This is a genomic window from Photobacterium sp. GJ3 (assembly GCF_018199995.1).
In the GTDB taxonomy this organism is placed as follows: domain Bacteria; phylum Pseudomonadota; class Gammaproteobacteria; order Enterobacterales; family Vibrionaceae; genus Photobacterium.
The window spans coordinates 1-17,916 of record NZ_CP073578.1 but is presented as its reverse complement, the minus strand read 5'-3'; the positions used below and the strand labels follow the sequence as shown (position 1 = coordinate 17,916).

At 49.8% G+C, this 17,916-nt stretch carries 17 protein-coding genes, 4 tRNA genes, 1 rRNA gene and 1 other annotated feature; of the genes, 7 read left to right on the top strand and 15 right to left on the bottom strand.

Annotated features, from left to right (window positions below):
• Positions 1 to 7: 7 nt before the first annotated feature.
• From rpoB to KDD30_RS00055, 12 genes are all read right to left on the bottom strand, one after another.
• Positions 8 to 4,033, bottom strand: coding sequence for a DNA-directed RNA polymerase subunit beta (rpoB, locus tag KDD30_RS00110; protein ID WP_211646841.1), 4,026 nt, complete (start codon positions 4,031 to 4,033; stop codon positions 8 to 10).
• 222 nt (positions 4,034 to 4,255) lie between these two features.
• Complete coding sequence (rplL, locus tag KDD30_RS00105; RefSeq protein WP_211646840.1) at positions 4,256 to 4,624, bottom strand: 50S ribosomal protein L7/L12; 369 nt, start codon at positions 4,622 to 4,624, stop codon at positions 4,256 to 4,258.
• A gap of 61 nt (positions 4,625 to 4,685) precedes the next feature.
• On the bottom strand, positions 4,686 to 5,174 hold the full coding sequence (rplJ, locus tag KDD30_RS00100; RefSeq protein ID WP_211646839.1) for a 50S ribosomal protein L10: 489 nt from the start codon (positions 5,172 to 5,174) through the stop codon (positions 4,686 to 4,688).
• Between the two features lie 238 nt (positions 5,175 to 5,412).
• Positions 5,413 to 6,114 carry a 50S ribosomal protein L1 gene (gene rplA / locus KDD30_RS00095; RefSeq protein WP_211646838.1) on the bottom strand — a complete coding sequence of 234 codons (702 nt, stop codon included), beginning with the start codon at positions 6,112 to 6,114 and terminating at the stop codon, positions 5,413 to 5,415.
• Positions 6,115 to 6,118: 4 nt separating this feature from the next.
• Positions 6,119 to 6,547 carry a 50S ribosomal protein L11 gene (gene rplK / locus KDD30_RS00090; RefSeq protein WP_211646837.1) on the bottom strand — a complete coding sequence of 143 codons (429 nt, stop codon included), beginning with the start codon at positions 6,545 to 6,547 and terminating at the stop codon, positions 6,119 to 6,121.
• A 124-nt stretch (positions 6,548 to 6,671) separates the two neighbouring features.
• Positions 6,672 to 7,217, bottom strand: a complete 546-nt coding sequence (gene nusG, locus KDD30_RS00085; protein ID WP_027254132.1) for a transcription termination/antitermination protein NusG — start codon at positions 7,215 to 7,217, stop codon at positions 6,672 to 6,674.
• 12 nt (positions 7,218 to 7,229) lie between these two features.
• Positions 7,230 to 7,613 (bottom strand): preprotein translocase subunit SecE, encoded by a 384-nt coding sequence (secE, locus tag KDD30_RS00080; protein ID WP_211646836.1) that lies wholly within the window; start codon positions 7,611 to 7,613, stop codon positions 7,230 to 7,232.
• Between the two features lie 209 nt (positions 7,614 to 7,822).
• Positions 7,823 to 9,007 (bottom strand): elongation factor Tu, encoded by a 1,185-nt coding sequence (tuf, locus tag KDD30_RS00075; protein WP_211646835.1) that lies wholly within the window; start codon positions 9,005 to 9,007, stop codon positions 7,823 to 7,825.
• 106 nt (positions 9,008 to 9,113) lie between these two features.
• Positions 9,114 to 9,189 (bottom strand) — tRNA-Thr (locus KDD30_RS00070).
• Positions 9,190 to 9,201: 12 nt separating this feature from the next.
• Positions 9,202 to 9,276: transfer RNA gene (locus KDD30_RS00065), tRNA-Gly, on the bottom strand.
• 38 nt (positions 9,277 to 9,314) lie between these two features.
• A tRNA-Tyr gene (locus KDD30_RS00060) sits at positions 9,315 to 9,399 on the bottom strand.
• Between the two features lie 6 nt (positions 9,400 to 9,405).
• A tRNA-Thr gene (locus KDD30_RS00055) sits at positions 9,406 to 9,481 on the bottom strand.
• A gap of 220 nt (positions 9,482 to 9,701) precedes the next feature.
• Between KDD30_RS00055 and coaA the strand changes: the two genes are divergently transcribed.
• Positions 9,702 to 10,628, top strand: a complete 927-nt coding sequence (gene coaA, locus KDD30_RS00050) for a type I pantothenate kinase (RefSeq protein ID WP_211649386.1) — start codon at positions 9,702 to 9,704, stop codon at positions 10,626 to 10,628.
• Positions 10,629 to 10,667: 39 nt separating this feature from the next.
• On the opposite strand, the gene birA is transcribed toward coaA, so the two are convergent.
• Both birA and murB read right to left on the bottom strand, forming a co-directional pair.
• Positions 10,668 to 11,633 (bottom strand): bifunctional biotin--[acetyl-CoA-carboxylase] ligase/biotin operon repressor BirA, encoded by a 966-nt coding sequence (gene birA, locus KDD30_RS00045; RefSeq protein ID WP_211646834.1) that lies wholly within the window; start codon positions 11,631 to 11,633, stop codon positions 10,668 to 10,670.
• A complete protein-coding gene (gene murB / locus KDD30_RS00040; protein ID WP_211646833.1) occupies positions 11,630 to 12,670 on the bottom strand; it encodes a UDP-N-acetylmuramate dehydrogenase in 1,041 nt (346 codons plus the stop codon). The genes birA and murB overlap by 4 nt, the downstream gene beginning before the upstream one ends.
• Positions 12,671 to 12,743: 73 nt before the next feature.
• On the opposite strand from murB, the gene KDD30_RS00035 reads away from it, so the two are divergent.
• From KDD30_RS00035 to KDD30_RS00010, 6 genes are all read left to right on the top strand, one after another.
• Positions 12,744 to 13,187 carry a GNAT family N-acetyltransferase gene (locus tag KDD30_RS00035; protein WP_211646832.1) on the top strand — a complete coding sequence of 148 codons (444 nt, stop codon included), beginning with the start codon at positions 12,744 to 12,746 and terminating at the stop codon, positions 13,185 to 13,187.
• Between the two features lie 121 nt (positions 13,188 to 13,308).
• The gene (gene pssA, locus KDD30_RS00030) at positions 13,309 to 14,658 is read left to right on the top strand and encodes a CDP-diacylglycerol--serine O-phosphatidyltransferase (RefSeq protein ID WP_211646831.1); all 1,350 of its coding nucleotides are present in this window, start codon (positions 13,309 to 13,311) and stop codon (positions 14,656 to 14,658) included.
• Positions 14,659 to 14,668: 10 nt separating this feature from the next.
• The gene (locus KDD30_RS00025; protein ID WP_211646830.1) at positions 14,669 to 15,322 is read left to right on the top strand and encodes a nicotinamidase; all 654 of its coding nucleotides are present in this window, start codon (positions 14,669 to 14,671) and stop codon (positions 15,320 to 15,322) included.
• A gap of 382 nt (positions 15,323 to 15,704) precedes the next feature.
• Entirely contained in the window at positions 15,705 to 15,875 is a 171-nt protein-coding gene (locus tag KDD30_RS24420; protein WP_371826074.1) for a winged helix-turn-helix domain-containing protein, read from the top strand.
• Positions 15,876 to 15,892: 17 nt separating this feature from the next.
• Positions 15,893 to 16,123, top strand: coding sequence for a hypothetical protein (locus tag KDD30_RS00015; protein WP_211646829.1), 231 nt, complete (start codon positions 15,893 to 15,895; stop codon positions 16,121 to 16,123).
• 18 nt (positions 16,124 to 16,141) lie between these two features.
• Complete coding sequence (locus KDD30_RS00010) at positions 16,142 to 16,423, top strand: transposase (protein ID WP_211646828.1); 282 nt, start codon at positions 16,142 to 16,144, stop codon at positions 16,421 to 16,423.
• Positions 16,424 to 16,484: 61 nt separating this feature from the next.
• On the opposite strand, the gene rrf is transcribed toward KDD30_RS00010, so the two are convergent.
• Positions 16,485 to 16,600 (bottom strand): 5S ribosomal RNA (rrf, locus tag KDD30_RS00005).
• A gap of 100 nt (positions 16,601 to 16,700) precedes the next feature.
• Positions 16,701 to 17,916: a sequence feature (23S ribosomal RNA rRNA prediction is too short), on the bottom strand.

The window sequence follows — 17,916 nt, the reverse complement described above, 5'->3', positions numbered from 1 at the left end:
GTCAGGATTACTCGTCTTCCAGCTCGATGTTGATACCCAACGAGCGGATCTCTTTCAACAGTACGTTGAAGGATTCCGGCATACCTGGTTCCATACGGTGATCGCCATCGACGATGTTTTTATACATCTTCGTCCGGCCATTCACGTCATCCGATTTCACGGTCAGCATTTCCTGCAGCGTATACGCGGCACCATAAGCTTCCAGTGCCCACACTTCCATCTCACCGAAGCGCTGACCACCGAACTGAGCTTTACCACCCAGTGGCTGCTGAGTAACCAGACTGTACGAACCAGTAGAACGCGCGTGCATCTTGTCGTCGACCAGGTGGTTCAGTTTCAGCATGTACATGTAACCCACGGTTACAGGACGCTCGAACTGCTCACCCGTACGGCCATCAAACAGATTCAGCTGACCAGACTCTGGGAGATCACCCAGTTTCAGCAGCTCTTTGATTGAAGGCTCTGGTGCACCATCGAAAACAGGGGTCGCGATTGGCAGACCAGCACGCAAGTTCTCAATCAGGGTACGAACTTCATCATCAGACATAGACGCAATGTCTACCTTCTGACGGGTATCGCCCAGATCATAGACCTTCTGCAGGAACTCGCGGAACTTATGCAGTTCTTGCTGTTCTTTCAGCATCTGATTGATCTTGTCACCGATACCTTTCGCAGCCAGACCCAGGTGAGTTTCCAGAATCTGACCGATGTTCATCCGCGAAGGTACACCCAGTGGGTTCAGTACGATATCGACAGTCTGACCTTTCTCATCGTAAGGCATGTCTTCTACCGGACAGATCTTCGAGATAACACCTTTGTTACCGTGACGACCGGCCATCTTATCACCCGGCTGAATGCGGCGCTTCACGGCCAGATAGACCTTCACGATCTTCAGGACGCCAGGGGCCAGATCATCACCTTGAGTGATCTTACGGCGCTTGGTTTCGAACTTCTTATCGAACTCAGCTTTCAGCTCATCGTACTGCTCAGCCAGCTGCTCCAGCTGGTTTTGCAGAGATTCGTCATCCAGTGTCTGAGAGAACAGCTTCTCACGATCCATGCCAGACAGTCTGTCTTCAGCATAACCGGCAGACAGCAGCAGAGAACGAACACGAGCCAGCAAACCACCTTCCAGAATCTGGAATTCTTCGGTGATATCTTTCTTCGCTTCTTTCAGCTGCATCTCTTCAATTTCGAGTGCACGCTTGTCTTTCTCTACGCCATCACGGGTGAAGACCTGAACGTCGATGATGGTACCCGACACAGAGTTCGGTACACGTAGCGACGAGTCTTTCACGTCAGAGGCTTTCTCACCGAAGATAGCTCGCAGCAGTTTTTCTTCTGGCGTCAGCTGGGTTTCACCCTTCGGCGTTACCTTACCAACCAGAATGTCACCACCCTTCACTTCCGCACCGATATATACGATGCCGGACTCGTCCAGTTTGGACAGGGCAGCTTCACCCACGTTCGGGATATCTGCTGTGATTTCTTCAGCACCCAGCTTGGTATCACGTGCCACACAGGACAGTTCCTGAATGTGGATAGTGGTCAGGCGATCTTCCTGAACAACACGCTCAGACACCAGGATGGAGTCCTCGAAGTTGTAACCGTTCCAAGGCATGAACGCGATACGCATGTTCTGGCCCAGAGCCAGTTCACCCAGGTCGGTTGAAGGACCATCTGCCAACACGTCACCACGTGCAACAGGTTCACCAGGCATCACAGTCGGACGCTGGTTAATACAGGTGTTCTGGTTAGAACGGGTGTATTTGGTCAGGTTGTAAATATCGATACCCGCTTCGCCTGGTACCAGCTCGTCTTCGTTGACTTTAATCACGATACGAGAAGCATCGACGGACTGAACCATACCACCACGTTTCGCAACGGCTGTTACACCGGAGTCAACCGCAACCGCACGCTCAATACCTGTACCAACCAGCGGCTTGTCTGCACGCAATGTTGGAACAGCCTGACGTTGCATGTTTGCACCCATCAGGGCGCGGTTCGCATCATCGTGTTCCAGGAATGGGATCAGGGACGCGGCCACAGAAACCACCTGGTTGGTTGCAACGTCCATGTACTGGACGTGATCACGTGGGTGAAGACCAGATTCACCTTTGTGACGAGCCGTGATCAGTTCATCAGTAAAACCACCGTCTTCTTCAAGCGCGGCGTTTGCCTGAGCGATAACAAACTGACCTTCTTCAATCGCAGACAGATAATCAATCTGGTCTGTCACTTTGCCGTCAACCACTTTACGGTATGGCGTTTCCAGGAAACCGTATGGGTTACAACGCGCAAATACAGACAGCGAGTTGATCAGACCGATGTTCGGACCTTCAGGGGTCTCGATCGGACACAGACGACCATAGTGCGTTGCGTGAACGTCTCGAACTTCAAAGCCCGCACGCTCACGCGTCAGACCGCCTGGACCCAGTGCAGAGATACGACGCTTGTGCGTGACTTCTGACAGCGGGTTGTTCTGATCCATAAATTGAGACAGCTGAGAAGAGCCAAAGAACTCTTTCACTGCCGCTGAAATTGGTTTGGCGTTGATCAGATCCTGAGGCATCACGTTGTCCAGGTCACCCAGACTCAGACGCTCTTTCACTGCACGCTCAACACGCACCAGACCCACACGGAACTGGTTCTCAGCCATTTCACCAACACTACGGATACGACGGTTACCCAGGTGGTCGATATCATCAACTTCACCTTTACCGTTCCGGATGTCGATCAGCTTACGCATGACTTCGATGATGTCATCGTGGTCCAGCGTACCCGGGCCAGTGGTTTCTTCACGAACCAGAGAGCTGTTGAACTTCATGCGGCCTACCGCAGACAGGTCATAGCGATCTTCGGTGAAGAACAGGCTTTCGAACAGCTGTTCTGCCGCTTCGCGCGTTGGTGGCTCACCAGGGCGCATCATGCGGTAGATTTCAACCAGAGCACTCAGACGATCAGTCGTGCTGTCGATACGCAGGGTATCAGACATGTACGGACCGTAGTCCAGGTCGTTCGTAAACAGCACCTGAATTGACTTGTGACCCGCTTGAGACAGTTTCGCCAGGCTTTCCAGGCTTAGTTCCTGGTTGGCTTCTGCGATCAGTTCACCGGTTTCTTCGTTCACGTAATCACGTGAAGAAATTTTACCGACGATGTACTCAACAGGCACTTCGATGTGGTCTACATTGTCTTTCTGCAGCTGACGGATATGGCGCGCGGTAATTCGGCGGCCTTTCTCAACGTACACTGTACCGTTTGCTTCGATATCGAAGCTCGCAGTTTCCCCACGCAGACGGTCAGGGATCAGCTCCATCACCAAGGACTTGCCTTGCACTTCGAAATTGATCTTCTCAAAGAACAGGTCAAGAATTTGCTCGGTGGTGTAACCCAGAGCGCGCAGAATAATAGACGCAGGCAGTTTACGACGACGGTCGATACGAACGTAGACGTTATCCTTCGGATCAAATTCGAAATCCAACCATGAGCCACGGTATGGAATAATGCGTGCGTTATACAGCACTTTACCTGAGGAGTGGGTTTTACCCTTATCGCTGTCGAAAAAGACGCCCGGGCTACGGTGCAGCTGGGATACGATAACCCTCTCGGTACCGTTAATAACGAATGTACCGTTATCTGTCATGAGCGGAATTTCGCCCATGTAAACTTCTTGTTCTTTAATGTCTTTGACGGTGCCAGCTGGTGCATCCTTGTCATACATAACAAGACGTAGCTTCACGCGCAGTGGCGCGGAGTACGTTACACCACGAATCTGACATTCTTTGACATCGAACACCGGCTCACCGAGACGATAGCTAACGTATTGCAGCTCGGAATTGCCGTTATAGCTCTGAATTGGGAAAACAGAACGAAAGGCAGCTTCTAGACCGTAATGCCCTTCCGGATCCTGCTCGATGAACTTATCAAAAGACTCAAGCTGGATCGACAGCAAGTAAGGTACATCCAATACTTGTGGACGCTTACCAAAATCCTTACGGATACGCTTTTTCTCGGTATAAGAGTAAACCATAGGTTCCTCAGATCGCTGATAAGTGATCCTAACTACCTCTAGTAAGAGGCAGTGACTAATAACATTGTTTGTCGCAGGGACAGCACTGGATTACAGGCTGTTAAACGCATGGGAAATGGTTGCAAAACAATGTGAAAAACACCACTACCCTACAGCGCAAAAGGGCCGGTGGCTTTTTAGCCACCAGCCCATAGCCATTAAGGCTAAGAAATTAAGTAATAATTACTTGATTTCAACAGAAGCACCAGCTTCTTCCAGCTGAGCTTTCAGAGCTTCAGCTTCAGCTTTCTCAACGCCTTCTTTCAGAGGTGCTGGAGCGCCGTCAACCAGGCCTTTCGCTTCTTTCAGACCCAGACCAGTTGCGCCACGTACTGCTTTGATAACAGCAACTTTGTTCGCGCCAGCAGCAGTCAGGATTACGTCGAATTCAGTTTGCTCTTCTGCAGCTGCGCCTTCAGCAGCACCGCCAGCAACAACTGCTGCCGCAGCAGAAACGCCGAACTTCTCTTCCATAGCTTCGATCAGTTCAACAACTTGCATTACAGACATTTCTGCAACTGCGTCTAGGATTTGCTCGTTAGTGATAGACATAACAATTCTCTTTTAAAGTCAACAATTAGTTTAAATAGCAACCAGTGAAAAGCCAAATAGATTAAGCGGCTTCTTTCTGATCGCGGATAGCTGCAATAGTGCGAACCAGCTTGCCAGCAGAAGCTTCTTTCATGCACATCATCAGACGTGCAATCGCTTCGTCGTAAGTCGGCAGTTTCGCCAGAACGTCTGCATCAGTCAGTGTGCCTTCGAATGCAGCAGCTTTGATCTCGAAATCTTTGTTCTCTTTAGCGAAGTCTTTGAACAGACGCGCCGCAGCACCTGGGTGCTCGTTAGAGAAAGCAAGCAGAGTCGGACCTACGAAAGTGTCAGTCAGACACTCGTAGTTAGTACCAACAACTGCACGACGAGCCAGAGTGTTACGAACAACACGTACGTAAACGCCCGCTTCACGCGCTTGTTTACGCAGAGTAGTCATTGCACCCACGGACACGCCACGAGAATCAGCTACAACTGCAGACAGGGCACCGCTGGCAGCTTCGTTGACTTCAGCAACAATTGCCTTTTTGTCTTGAAGGTTTAAAGCCATTGGATTTGCTCCTGGATTGTGTTTACCCACTCACTGCAAAATTGCAGGAGAGTTTGTACGGCGCAGATCCAAGAATGAAAAAATCAATCATGTTCCTGGCACCGTCTACGTAGGCTGAATTATTAAGTTCAGAGAACACCTACGGTCTGGGACGAAGATCCCGGCAGGAAAACTGCCCGGATCTTAGCCATAAATTCGAAACGCAGGATTATACATAATCCCAGCGATTCTGCAAATATTAAGCGTTAGTGTCCAGAGAATTCTGGTCTAGCGCAACACCCGCACCCATTGTGGTTGAGATGCTAACTTTCTTGATGAAAGAACCTTTCGCAGAAGCAGGCTTCGCTTTTTTCAGCGCAACCAGCAGAGATTCCAGGTTTTCTTTCAGTTTGTCAGCGTCAAAATCAACCTTACCAATGGTAGTGTGGATGATACCGTTCTTGTCGTTACGGTAACGAACCTGACCTGCTTTCGCGTTTTTAACCGCTTCAGCAACGTTTGGCGTTACAGTACCAACTTTTGGGTTTGGCATCAGGCCACGTGGACCCAAGATAGTACCCAGCTGACCCACAACGCGCATTGCGTCTGGAGAAGCGATAACGACGTCAAAGTTCATTTCGCCTTTCTTCACTTGCTCAGCCAGATCTTCCATACCAACCAGATCCGCACCAGCTTCTTTCGCAGCTTCAGCGTTTGCACCTTGCGTGAATACCGCTACGCGGATGTCACGGCCAGTACCGTGTGGCAGTACAGTTGCGCCACGAACGTTCTGATCAGATTTACGAGCGTCGATGCCCAGGTTAACTGAAACGTCAACACTTTCTACGAATTTAGCAGTAGCCAGTTCTTTCAGCAGAGCAACAGCTTCGTTGATGTCGTATTCACGAGTTGCGTCAACTTTCTCGCGGATAACGCGCATACGCTTAGTTAGTTTTGCCATTGTCTTAACCCTCTACTACCAGACCCATAGAACGGGCAGTACCCGCGATAGAGCGCTTCATCGCTTCGATGTCGGCACCAGTCATGTCAGCAGCTTTAGTTTCTGCGATTTCCTGAATCTGAGCGTCAGTGATAGTACCAACTTTCTCAGTGTTCGGACGACCAGAACCAGACTTGATACCAACAGCTTTCTTCAGCAGAACTGCTGCAGGTGGAGTCTTGGTGATGAAAGTGAAAGAACGGTCACTGTAAACAGTGATGACAACTGGCGTTGGCAGACCTTTTTCCATAGAGTCTGTTTTTGCGTTGAACGCTTTACAGAATTCCATGATGTTCACACCGTGCTGACCCAGAGCTGGACCAACTGGTGGAGAAGGGTTTGCCATACCAGCTGCAACTTGCAGCTTGATGTAAGCTTCTACTTTTTTAGCCATTACAAATTACCTTAATTTGGGTTCAAACGTCTGCTTTCTGCAAACAGACTCCCCGTCTAACGAAAGGGCGCGAAATTATAGTCCAATTCCGCGCCCCTGACAATAATGCCTGATTATTTATTGATCAGTTTTTCTCAACCTGACCAAACTCCAATTCTACCGGCGTTGCACGACCGAAGATCGATACAGAGACCTTCACGCGGCTCTTGTCATAATCGACTTCTTCCACCACACCGTTAAAGTCGGCAAACGGACCGTCTGTCACGCGAACCACTTCACCCGGCTCGAATACGGTCTTGTGAACCGGAGATTCACTTGCCTGCTGAAGACGATTCAGAATCGCTGCAGCTTCTTTATCAGAAATCGGTGCCGGACGATCAGAAGTTCCGCCAATGAACCCCATCACACGAGGGATACTACGAACCAGATGCCAGGTTTCATCGTTCATCACCATTTGCACAAGCACGTACCCTGGGAAGAACTTACGCTCGCTTTTGCGGCGCTGACCAGCGCGCATTTCAACAACTTCCTCTGTCGGTACCAGGACCTCGTCAAAGTAGTCTTCCATGCCATGCATCTTGATATGTTCACGTAGTGACTGTGCTACACGACCTTCAAAACCAGAAAAGGCCTGCACAACATACCATCGTTTTTTAGGAGCTTCGCTCATGAACTTTTACCTCTATACACCGGTAACCAGGCGGACCAAACGGACCATGATGCCGTCGATACCCCACAGGGCTAACGCCATAATGACAGTGACAGCTAAAACGATAAAGGTTGTCTGCGTCGCTTCCTGACGAGTTGGCCATACGACCTTGCGGACTTCCATGCGCGATTCACGAGCAAAAGTGATCGCTGTTTTACCTTTCGCTGTCATTGCGGCAATACCACCAGCAGCAGCAACAAGAACCACAACGCCTGCAGCTCTGGCTGCGACATAAGGTATCAAACTACTAGACAGGTAAAAACCAACCACGGCAGTTGCCAGCAGTGCAAATACAACAACCCACTTCAGGCCATCCATACTACTAGAGCTGCTTTGGTTTTCAGCATTCGCTTTCATACAACCAACCTGTAACTTGTCTCAAAATATAGACGAAAATAACCTCGCAAGTGGCGAGGCATTCAAAGGATTTAATCAATCCCTATTGACGCTCTGTACGCCTAACGCACTTTTTACTCGGCACACTGACCAAAAAATGCGCTAATCTGAATCGGAGCGTAGAAAAAGGGCATCAAATGATGCCCTTTTTCGTGCCTTGTCGTCAAATATTATTCAACGATCTTAGCAACAACACCAGCACCAACGGTACGGCCACCTTCACGGATTGCGAAGCGCAGACCTTCGTCCATTGCGATAGGTGCGATCAGAGTAACAACCATCTTGATGTTGTCACCTGGCATAACCATCTCAACGCCTTCTGGCAGTTCGATAGTACCGGTCACGTCAGTTGTACGGAAGTAGAACTGTGGACGGTAACCTTTGAAGAACGGAGTATGACGGCCGCCTTCGTCTTTAGACAGAACGTATACTTCTGACTCGAAAGTTGTGTGTGGAGTGATTGAACCAGGCTTCGCCAGAACTTGACCACGCTCAACTTCGTCACGCTTAGTACCACGCAGCAGAACACCAACGTTCTCACCTGCACGGCCTTCGTCCAGAAGCTTACGGAACATCTCAACGCCAGTACAAGTTGTCGTCGTGGTCTCTTTGATACCAACGATAGCAACTTCGTCACCTACGCGAACGATACCTTGCTCAACACGACCAGTAACTACAGTACCACGGCCCTGGATTGAGAATACGTCTTCGATTGGCAGGATGAACGGCTTGTCGATTGCACGCTCTGGCTCTGGGATGTAGTTGTCCAGCGCTTCAGCCAGCTCAACGATTTTCTCTTCCCACTGAGCTTCGCCATTCAGCGCGCCCAGAGCAGAACCCATGATTACTGGGCAGTCATCGCCTGGGAATTCGTACTCAGACAGAAGTTCACGAACTTCCATCTCAACCAGCTCCAGCAGCTCTTCGTCATCAACCATGTCACACTTGTTCATGAACACGATGATGTAAGGGATACCAACCTGACGACCCAGCAGGATGTGCTCACGCGTCTGTGGCATTGGGCCATCAGTCGCAGCAACAACCAGGATACCACCGTCCATCTGAGCAGCACCGGTGATCATGTTTTTCACGTAGTCGGCGTGTCCTGGGCAGTCAACGTGCGCGTAGTGGCGAGTCGGAGTATCATACTCTACGTGAGAAGTAGAGATGGTGATACCACGCTCACGCTCTTCTGGCGCATTGTCGATAGATGCGAAGTCACGCGCAGCACCGCCGTATACTTTAGACAAAGTAGTACAGATTGCAGCAGTCAGAGTTGTTTTACCGTGGTCAACGTGGCCGATAGTACCAACGTTAACGTGCGGTTTCGTACGTTCAAATTTTTCTTTAGACATGGGTAGTCCCTCTAGGCACGGTATTTAGGTGGTATAACGACCACACAACCAATCATGGGTTTTGTAGAGTATATATCAAAAGGATTGAAGTGCTTCGGAGAGAGAGTGGTGCTGATAGGCGGATTTGAACCGCCGACCTCACCCTTACCAAGGGTGCGCTCTACCAACTGAGCTATATCAGCACACGAGAAATGTGGAGCGGGCAGCGGGAATCGAACCCGCATCATCAGCTTGGAAGGCTGAGGTAATAGCCATTATACGATGCCCGCAAACTCGTAACTCGTAGAGCTATTCAACCATTTGAATATGGTGGAGGGAGAAGGATTCGAACCTTCGAAGGCGGAGCCGTCAGATTTACAGTCTGATCCCTTTGGCCACTCGGGAATCCCTCCAAATTTTGGTGCCGACTACCGGAATCGAACTGGTGACCTACTGATTACAAGTCAGTTGCTCTACCTACTGAGCTAAGTCGGCTTAAGTGCTGCGCATTCTATGCGATGGTTTTAGGGGTTGCAATAGGAAAATTAAAAAAAATCACTTTTAATGGTTTCAATGAACAATTCTTAATCAAACAATGGCCTGCGTGCACATAATTTATCGGGAACTTCAAAGCAGGGCACTTTTACTTCGTGGATTGATCCTGTATTGTCCCATTCCCTGTAAATGAGATTTTGGTTACAAAATGAACGAGATCCTGACCCCTTACCTCTCCTTTGGCCGACAGGCATGGGCTGAATTGCGTAAGTCCGTTCCGATGACGTTGGACGAAGCTGATCTCGAACGCCTGCGCGGCATAAATGAGCACTTATCGATGGATGAAGTGCGCGATATTTATTTGCCGCTATCTCGCTTGTTAAATTTATACGTGGGTGCACGCAAAGGACGTAATCGTGTTCTGGATGAATTTCTGTCTCAACCCAAACCAAGCAATGTGCCTTATATCATTGGCATTGCCGGAAGTGTGGCTGTTGGGAAAAGCACCACCGCACGTTTACTCAAAACGCTGTTAACGCGTTGGCCAGAACATCCGAAAGTCGAGTTAATCACCACTGACGGCTTCTTATACCCGAATGATGTGCTGATGGAAAAAAAACTGATGAAGAAAAAAGGGTTTCCGCAGTCATATGATATTCGCCGTCTGGTTGAGTTTCTGACCGAGATTAAATCCGGCAAAACCAAAGTTGAAGCACCAGTCTATTCGCATCTCATTTATGACATTACTGACGAAATTAAAATGGTTGAGCAACCGGACATTCTGATCATTGAAGGACTGAATGTATTGCAAAGCGGTATGGATTATCCGCATGAACCCCACCGGGTTTTCATTTCGGATCTGCTCGATTTTTCAATTTACGTTGATGCAGAACCAGACTTGCTGCAAACCTGGTACATCGAACGTTTTCTGAAATTCCGCGAAGGAGCGTTTCAGGATCCATCATCCTACTTTAATCACTACACCAAACTGACAGAAAACGATGCGGTAAAAACCGCAACGAATATCTGGCAGGAAATTAACGGGAAGAATTTGATCGAAAATATTCTTCCGACTCGGGAGCGGGCCAGTCTGATACTGCAGAAAGGCTCGAACCACGCTGTACAAACGGTTCGCCTGCGAAAATAATCCGAAGATCAGCAAGGCTAGCAATCGCTGGCCTTGCACTTAATCATCTTTGCGCAGAGAAATCTCGCCCCCAAGATAGGGGACAATCCCCTGCTCGGTTTCCAGAAGCAAAGCGCCCTGAGGATTAATGCCCCGAGCAATCCCACGAACGACTTTTTCACCCATCAGTAATTTCACCGGCCGATTGAGAAAATTATCATACTGATCCCATTCGTCAACAAAGCCCGCCATCCCCACTTCTTCATAGCGCTGCAAGGTTTCAGTCATACCTGCAATGAGTGCAGCTGCCAGTTGATTGCGCTCTGGCATGGGGTCACAGGCTTCAGCCAGATTTGACCAGGGCTGCCCCACAACTTTGGTGTCTGTCGTTGCCATGGTTAGGTTCAGACCCATCCCAATGACCAGATGCGCGGCATCGCCAGCTTTGCCGCTCATCTCAACCAAAATCCCCGCCAGTTTTTTATCCTGAAAATAGAGGTCATTCGGCCATTTGACTTTGACCTCTGCTGCACCGATCTGACGAAGCGTTTTGGCAATCGCCAGACCAACCACCAGGCTCAGTCCCATTGCCGCAGCGACACCGGCGTCCAAGCGCCAATACATGGACAAATATAAGTTACTGCCAAACGGTGAGAGCCATTGGCGACCACGCCGGCCACGCCCGGCTTGCTGATATTCAGCCAGACAAACGGCTCCTTTCGGCATTTGGCCAATGCGATCCAGCATATATTGATTGGTGGAGTCGATCACCGGGATCACCGAGAGTGATGAACAATCGGTCTGATCAAGAATCTGCGCCTCATCCAGCAAATCAAACCCAGCAGCCAGACGGTATCCTTTCCCTTGGACACGATGGACTTCCAGCCCCCACTCCTGGATCACTTTCATGTGTTTGCTGACTGCGGCGCGGGAAATCCCAATCTGTTGACCCAGCGCTTCACCGGAGTGAAATTGGCCATCAGCAAGAATACGGATCAGTGCCAGCTTTGTGACATGCTCTTTCATGGCAGTTCTCTGTCTAATGTCGTTTCCCCGGTAGCGTCCATAAACCGCACCTCATGCTCCAGGCTCACACCAAAACGTGTCTGTACCGTATCAACGATATGACGTGCCAGTTTCAACACATCTGCAGCGGTTGCCGAACCGGTATTCACAATCACCAGCGCCTGTTGCTGATGTACTGCGGCACCACCAACCTTGTATCCCTTCAACTGGCACTGGTCGATCAGCCAGCCCGCCGCCAGTTTATACTGACCGTCAGGCGCCGGAAAATGGGGTAAATTCGGATAATCGCCCATCAGCCGCTCATAGGTGTCCTGGTTTACCACAGGGTTTTTGAAAAAACTCCCTGCATTCCCCAGCTCCGCCGGATCGGGCAATTTTTCCCGGCGCACTTTGCAGACCTGTGCCAGAATCTGGGCGGGGGTCACGGTTTGTGCATTCAGGTTGGCCAACGGGCCATAGGAAATATTCGGGAGCCAGTCTTTGCTCAGACGAAGGCCAACGGCCACAATGATGTGCGTCTCTTTCAATTCATGCTTGAACACAGAATCCCGGTAGCCGAAACGGCAAGCTTCCGCAGTCAGCCGTGTCAGCGTTCCGCTGGCTCGTTCCAGAACATCAACATACGCACAAACATCCTGTAGCTCTACGCCATAGGCACCAATATTCTGAATGGGTGCGGAACCGACACAGCCAGGGATCAGTGCCAGATTCTCCAGACCCGGATAGCCTTGCTCTACAGTCCAGCACACCAATTGATGCCAGTTTTCACCCGCTCCAATGTGCAGGTGGTAAGCAACATCTGTTTCCCGAACATCAATGCCCATAATCCGGTTCAGAATGATGGTTCCCCGATAGTGTTCACAGAACAGTAAATTGCTGCCCTGCCCTATCACCATGACTGGCTCAGAGCTGATGTCATCATCACGAATAAGAGATTTCATCTCGTCAACAGAGGTTACGGGAATCACTCGTTCAGCACTGACATCAATCCCAAAGGTGTGCAGCCGAGCCAGTGAATGGGAACGCAAAACTTCCATACCAATTTCAAACCATCACTTTATACTGGAGGCCGCATTCTAACTGATCCCTGCTGTTGACGCAGTGAATTCCATGACAGATTTAACGAAAACAACACTTAGCTTCCATCCTTTGGAACCTCTGCGCTTCCCCTTAGTCAACCGACTGTATAAAGCGCATTATCCGGCAGGGAAGGCGAAAAAGGATGAAGTCATCTGGATTGGTGAATCGACAACAGAGATTGTCTCTGCCGTTCGTTTTCAGCAATTTGAAGATCACCAACTGATGACAGGGATGTTGGTCGTTCCCGCATTCAGACAACAAGGCATTAGTCAGGCGCTCTTAAAAGCCTGTCAGGTTCAGCTGATATCAAAGCATTGCTTTTGCTTTGCATTCAGCCATCTTGAAAACCTGTATGCTCAGGCTGGCTTTCAGGTGATCTCGGAAGATGCACTACCAGTCTCGCTCGCGGGAAGAATTCAACGCTATCGCAGTGCTGGAAAATCGCTCATTCCCATGCGATACAGTCCGAATTGACCAACTTGCCTCCCAAGCTCAGGAATTGCTCCAGCTGGACCGCTTTACCATCATTAAAATCTGGTATAATCGGTCCCCTTAATTTTTAGATTTATCAAATAAGTCGCGGAACGAGGCGATAATGGATTCAGCTACTGCAAATAGGCAGCTCATTGACCAGCTGCCGCGTATTGCACATCAGCCGGAAAATTTGGAAACACTGCTAGAAGCCAGTGCTTTCCGTGAACGCTTGTATCAGGCTATTGCCAGCGCTACTCAGCGGATTTATCTGGTCGCACTGTACCTGCAAGATGACGACGCAGGCCGAGGTATTCTCAAAGCATTATATGACGCCAAGCAACAGCGTCCCGAACTGGACATCAAAGTCCTGGTTGACTGGCATCGAGCCCAGCGAGGGCTGATTGGTGCACAAAAATCAGAAGGGAACGCAGCGCTCTACCGAGAGTTTTCACAATCATACGAGCATAAAATTGAAGTTCTTGGTGTGCCTGTACGTAATCGGGAAGTTTTCGGCGTCCTGCACCTCAAAGGGTTTGTGATTGATGATTCAGTGATCTATAGCGGCGCCAGTTTGAATGACGTTTATCTGGCACAGCATCAACGCTACCGCTACGACAGATATCATGTCATCAAAAATGAAAAACTTGCGGACAGCATGGCGGCTTTTGTTCAGCAAACGCTGGTCGATAGTCCGGCAGTCAATTGTCTGAACCAGCAAATCCGCCCGGAGACCAAGTCGTTACGCAATGCGATCAAAGACTTGCGACAGGAATTGCAACAGGCAAGCTATACGTTCGAAGCGGAGTCCGTAGCAGCGCATCAGGTTGGTCTGACCCCTATCGTAGGACTAGGGCGTCGTAAAAACAATCTGAACAAATATATCTGTACCCTGATTGCCAGTGCCCAGCAGGAGCTGACGATCTGCACACCTTATTTCAATTTTCCTCGCAGTATCAGCCGTGAAGTGAAACGCGCCTTGCGTCGTGGTGTAAAGATCACTCTAATTGTCGGGGATAAAACAGCCAATGATTTCTACATCCCACCCAGTGAGCCATTCAAAACCATTGCCGGCTTACCTTATCTGTATGAAGTCAATTTGCGCAATTTTGCCAAGCACAATGAAGCGGCAATCGCACGGCGTCAGCTCGCCATCCATATCTGGAAACACGACAACAACAGCTTCCATCTCAAAGGCATCTGGGTAGACCGCCAGTATATGCTGATCACAGGCAATAACCTGAATCCGCGCGCCTGGAAACTGGATCTGGAAAACGCCATTCTGGTGCATGACAAGCATGAACTGCTGGCCGAGCAAAAACAGCAGGAACTCAGTGCTATCTTGCGACATACTCAGTTAATGGGTAGTTATAAGTTTATCGATAAGGTCGAAAGTTACCCGCTCCCCGTCAGACGTCTGATCAAACGTATCCGACGACTGAAAGCTGATCATATCCTGAATCAGATCCTGTAGGAGGTTGATCATGTCTGTCGCGGCAATTGATGTTGATGTGCAGCAAACATTTACACCACTTTGTCCGAATGAACTGCCCGTTCCGGATGGTGACAGCATTGTCGATGCACTCAATCAGCAAGCACAGCTAGCCGATTGGCGTATTCTGACGAAAGACGCCCATCCGGCGAATGCTGTCTGGGTCGTTGATAGCCATGATAAAATGCTGCAATCCCTGTCCTACCCAAATGCAGACCTGACCTGGGTGAAGCATGCCGTTCCGGGAAGCCGGGGATTTGACGTGATCCCTGGCCTGCCTGATGTGACCGACTATGATCATGTCATCTGGAAAGGGATCGAGCCTGATCTTCACCCTTATGGCGCCTGCTACCATGATCTGGAAGAAAAGCTCAGCACAGGTTTGATCGAATGGCTGAAAGCAAAGAACGTTACGACGGTGTTGGTCGGCGGTCTTGCAACGGATTATTGTGTAAAGACGACTGCCCTACAGTTGCAAGCGACAGGGGCGTTTCGGGTGATTGTGAACCTTTCAGCATGTCGTGGCATTGCGCCAGAGACGGTCGCATCCAGCTGCCAGGAGATGCTCAAAGCGGGTATTCTCCTCGCCGAGGATCTGTCCGCAATTCAATCGCTCAACATCACTCGCAGCCATCATCAGCACTAAAGCCATACCTATTCCATTTGATGTGGCCAGTCAGAGTTCCCTACTGGCTTTTTCTTGTACTTCATTTGAGGTTTTCAATCCAAGATCTATCTGTGATCTCATCCCATTCCAAGCAAGAATATGATCTCATTGAGGCTTCTTTTTCATATGGCCAAATCGCTATGGATAGTCTCAATAATATCGACTTCAAAAACCTGGGAAGCCAACAAAAATCCATTCAAATAAGAATGAGATTGCTCGCGCTTTCCTACTTCAAATGAAGGCCTCGAATGACTTCAAGAAACACCAAATACAGGTAGACCTGCATTCTTACCTCAGAGCAACAAGAACAACTCCGCCAATATCTCAAAGATAAAGCCCATAACCCCTCACAGGTGCCGATATCCATGTATATATCGTCCAGCAGTTTAATAAGCACTATCACCCTGATTCTATTTGCTATTTTCTCGATCAGATGGACTTCTCATGGATAACATCCCGCTCAAAACACCCAAATCAATGCCAAGCGACGCCAGAAGCGTTTAAAAAACTTCTTACTGGAAACGATCCGTAACATCCCGCCTTGAACAGGTGGATGCCTGGTTCCAGGATGAAGCCCGATTTGGCCAGCAGAATACAACGACACGGCTTTGGGCTAAACGCAGAACAAGGCCACGCGCGGTGAAACAGCAACAGTTCGATTATGCCGACTTGTTTGGCTCCGTTTGCCCAAGCCGAGGGATTGATGAAGCGATTGTCGTCCCCTGGGTCAACAAAGAGATCATGATCGAACACCTCAAGCAAATCTCGAGAGTGACATAAAAAGAGCGGTATGCCGTCATGATCATGGATGGTGCGGGATGGCATACTGATGACGTCGCACATCAATTTGAGAATGTCAGCATCATCAAGCTGCCTCCCTATTCTCCTGAGCTGAACCCAATAGAGCAGGTATGGCGTTGGTTAAGGCAACGTTGCTTAGCCAATCAAAGTTTCAGCAATTATGACGATATTGTTGATAAGATTTATGCTGCTTGGAACCAGTTCTGGAACCAGTTCTTGCAGTGCACTCATCGGCTCAAACAGATATGCTCACGGGAATGGATTGACCTGAGCCGTTAATTTTCCAGAACGTGATAAACGCAAAAAGGCCACCCGATAAGGGTGGCCTTCTTAAAGAGGAGCCTGGCGATGTCCTACTCTCACATGGGGAGACCCCACACTACCATCGGCGCTGCTGCGTTTCACGTCTGAGTTCGGCATGGGATCAGGTGGGTCCACAGCGCTATGGTCGCCAGGCAAATATTTTGTTCAACAATCTTGGAAAAATCTGACTAAAGTTCTCAGCACATCATTCAAGTGCTTATGGAGTCCGTACTTCAAACCCTTTGGGTGTTGTATGGTTAAGCCTCACGGGCAATTAGTACAGGTTAGCTGAGCGCCTCACAACGCTTACACACCCTGCCTATCAACGTTCTAGTCTCGAACAGCCCTTCAGGAGACTTAAAGTCTCAGGGATGACTCATCTCAGGGCCAGCTTCCCGCTTAGATGCTTTCAGCGGTTATCTGTTCCGAACTTAGCTACCGGGCAATGCGTCTGGCGACACAACCCGAACACCAGCGGTTCGTTCACTCCGGTCCTCTCGTACTAGGAGCAACTCCCTTCAATCATCCAGCGCCCACGGCAGATAGGGACCGAACTGTCTCACGACGTTCTAAACCCAGCTCGCGTACCACTTTAAATGGCGAACAGCCATACCCTTGGGACCGACTTCAGCCCCAGGATGTGATGAGCCGACATCGAGGTGCCAAACACCGCCGTCGATATGAACTCTTGGGCGGTATCAGCCTGTTATCCCCGGAGTACCTTTTATCCGTTGAGCGATGGCCCTTCCATTCAGAACCACCGGATCACTATGACCTGCTTTCGCACCTGCTCGAACCGTCATTCTCGCAGTTAAGCGGGCTTATGCCATTGCACTAACCTCACGATGTCCGACCGTGATTAGCCCACCTTCGTGCTCCTCCGTTACGCTTTGGGAGGAGACCGCCCCAGTCAAACTACCCACCAGGCACTGTCCGCACCCCGGATAACGGGGCGACGTTAGAACATCAACACGACAAGGGTGGTATTTCAAGGACGGCTCCACAGATACTGGCGTACCTGCTTCGAAGCCTCCCACCTATCCTACACATGTAGGGTCAATGTTCAGTGCCAAGCTGTAGTAAAGGTTCACGGGGTCTTTCCGTCTAGCCGCGGGGACGCAGCATCTTCACTGCGATTTCAATTTCACTGAGTCTCGGGTGGAGACAGCGTGGCCATCATTACGCCATTCGTGCAGGTCGGAACTTACCCGACAAGGAATTTCGCTACCTTAGGACCGTTATAGTTACGGCCGCCGTTTACCGGGGCTTCGATCAAGAGCTTCTCCGAAGATAACCCCATCAATTAACCTTCCGGCACCGGGCAGGCGTCACACCGTATACGTCATCTTTCGATTTTGCACAGTGCTGTGTTTTTAATAAACAGTTGCAGCCACCTGGTATCTGCGACTGCCAGCAGCTCCAAGAGCGAGTCTCTTCACCGCCGGCAGCGTACCTTCTCCCGAAGTTAC

Excerpts from the sequence above, each read along its gene's own strand:
- rplL (WP_211646840.1), bottom strand. The coding sequence starts at position 4,624 with ATGTCTATCACTAACGAGCAAATCCTAGACGCAGTTGCAGAAATGTCT.
- rplA (WP_211646838.1), bottom strand. The coding sequence starts at position 6,114 with ATGGCAAAACTAACTAAGCGTATGCGCGTTATCCGCGAGAAAGTTGAC.
- birA (WP_211646834.1), bottom strand. The coding sequence starts at position 11,633 with ATGAAAGAGCATGTCACAAAGCTGGCACTGATCCGTATTCTTGCTGAT.
- secE (WP_211646836.1), bottom strand. The coding sequence starts at position 7,613 with ATGAAAGCGAATGCTGAAAACCAAAGCAGCTCTAGTAGTATGGATGGC.
- nusG (WP_027254132.1), bottom strand. The coding sequence starts at position 7,217 with ATGAGCGAAGCTCCTAAAAAACGATGGTATGTTGTGCAGGCCTTTTCT.
- rpoB (WP_211646841.1), bottom strand. The coding sequence starts at position 4,033 with ATGGTTTACTCTTATACCGAGAAAAAGCGTATCCGTAAGGATTTTGGT.
- KDD30_RS00035 (WP_211646832.1), top strand. The coding sequence starts at position 12,744 with ATGACAGATTTAACGAAAACAACACTTAGCTTCCATCCTTTGGAACCT.
- rplJ (WP_211646839.1), bottom strand. The coding sequence starts at position 5,174 with ATGGCTTTAAACCTTCAAGACAAAAAGGCAATTGTTGCTGAAGTCAAC.
- KDD30_RS00010 (WP_211646828.1), top strand. The coding sequence starts at position 16,142 with ATGATCATGGATGGTGCGGGATGGCATACTGATGACGTCGCACATCAA.
- tuf (WP_211646835.1), bottom strand. The coding sequence starts at position 9,007 with ATGTCTAAAGAAAAATTTGAACGTACGAAACCGCACGTTAACGTTGGT.
- murB (WP_211646833.1), bottom strand. The coding sequence starts at position 12,670 with ATGGAAGTTTTGCGTTCCCATTCACTGGCTCGGCTGCACACCTTTGGG.
- rplK (WP_211646837.1), bottom strand. The coding sequence starts at position 6,547 with ATGGCTAAAAAAGTAGAAGCTTACATCAAGCTGCAAGTTGCAGCTGGT.
- pssA (WP_211646831.1), top strand. The coding sequence starts at position 13,309 with ATGGATTCAGCTACTGCAAATAGGCAGCTCATTGACCAGCTGCCGCGT.
- KDD30_RS00025 (WP_211646830.1), top strand. The coding sequence starts at position 14,669 with ATGTCTGTCGCGGCAATTGATGTTGATGTGCAGCAAACATTTACACCA.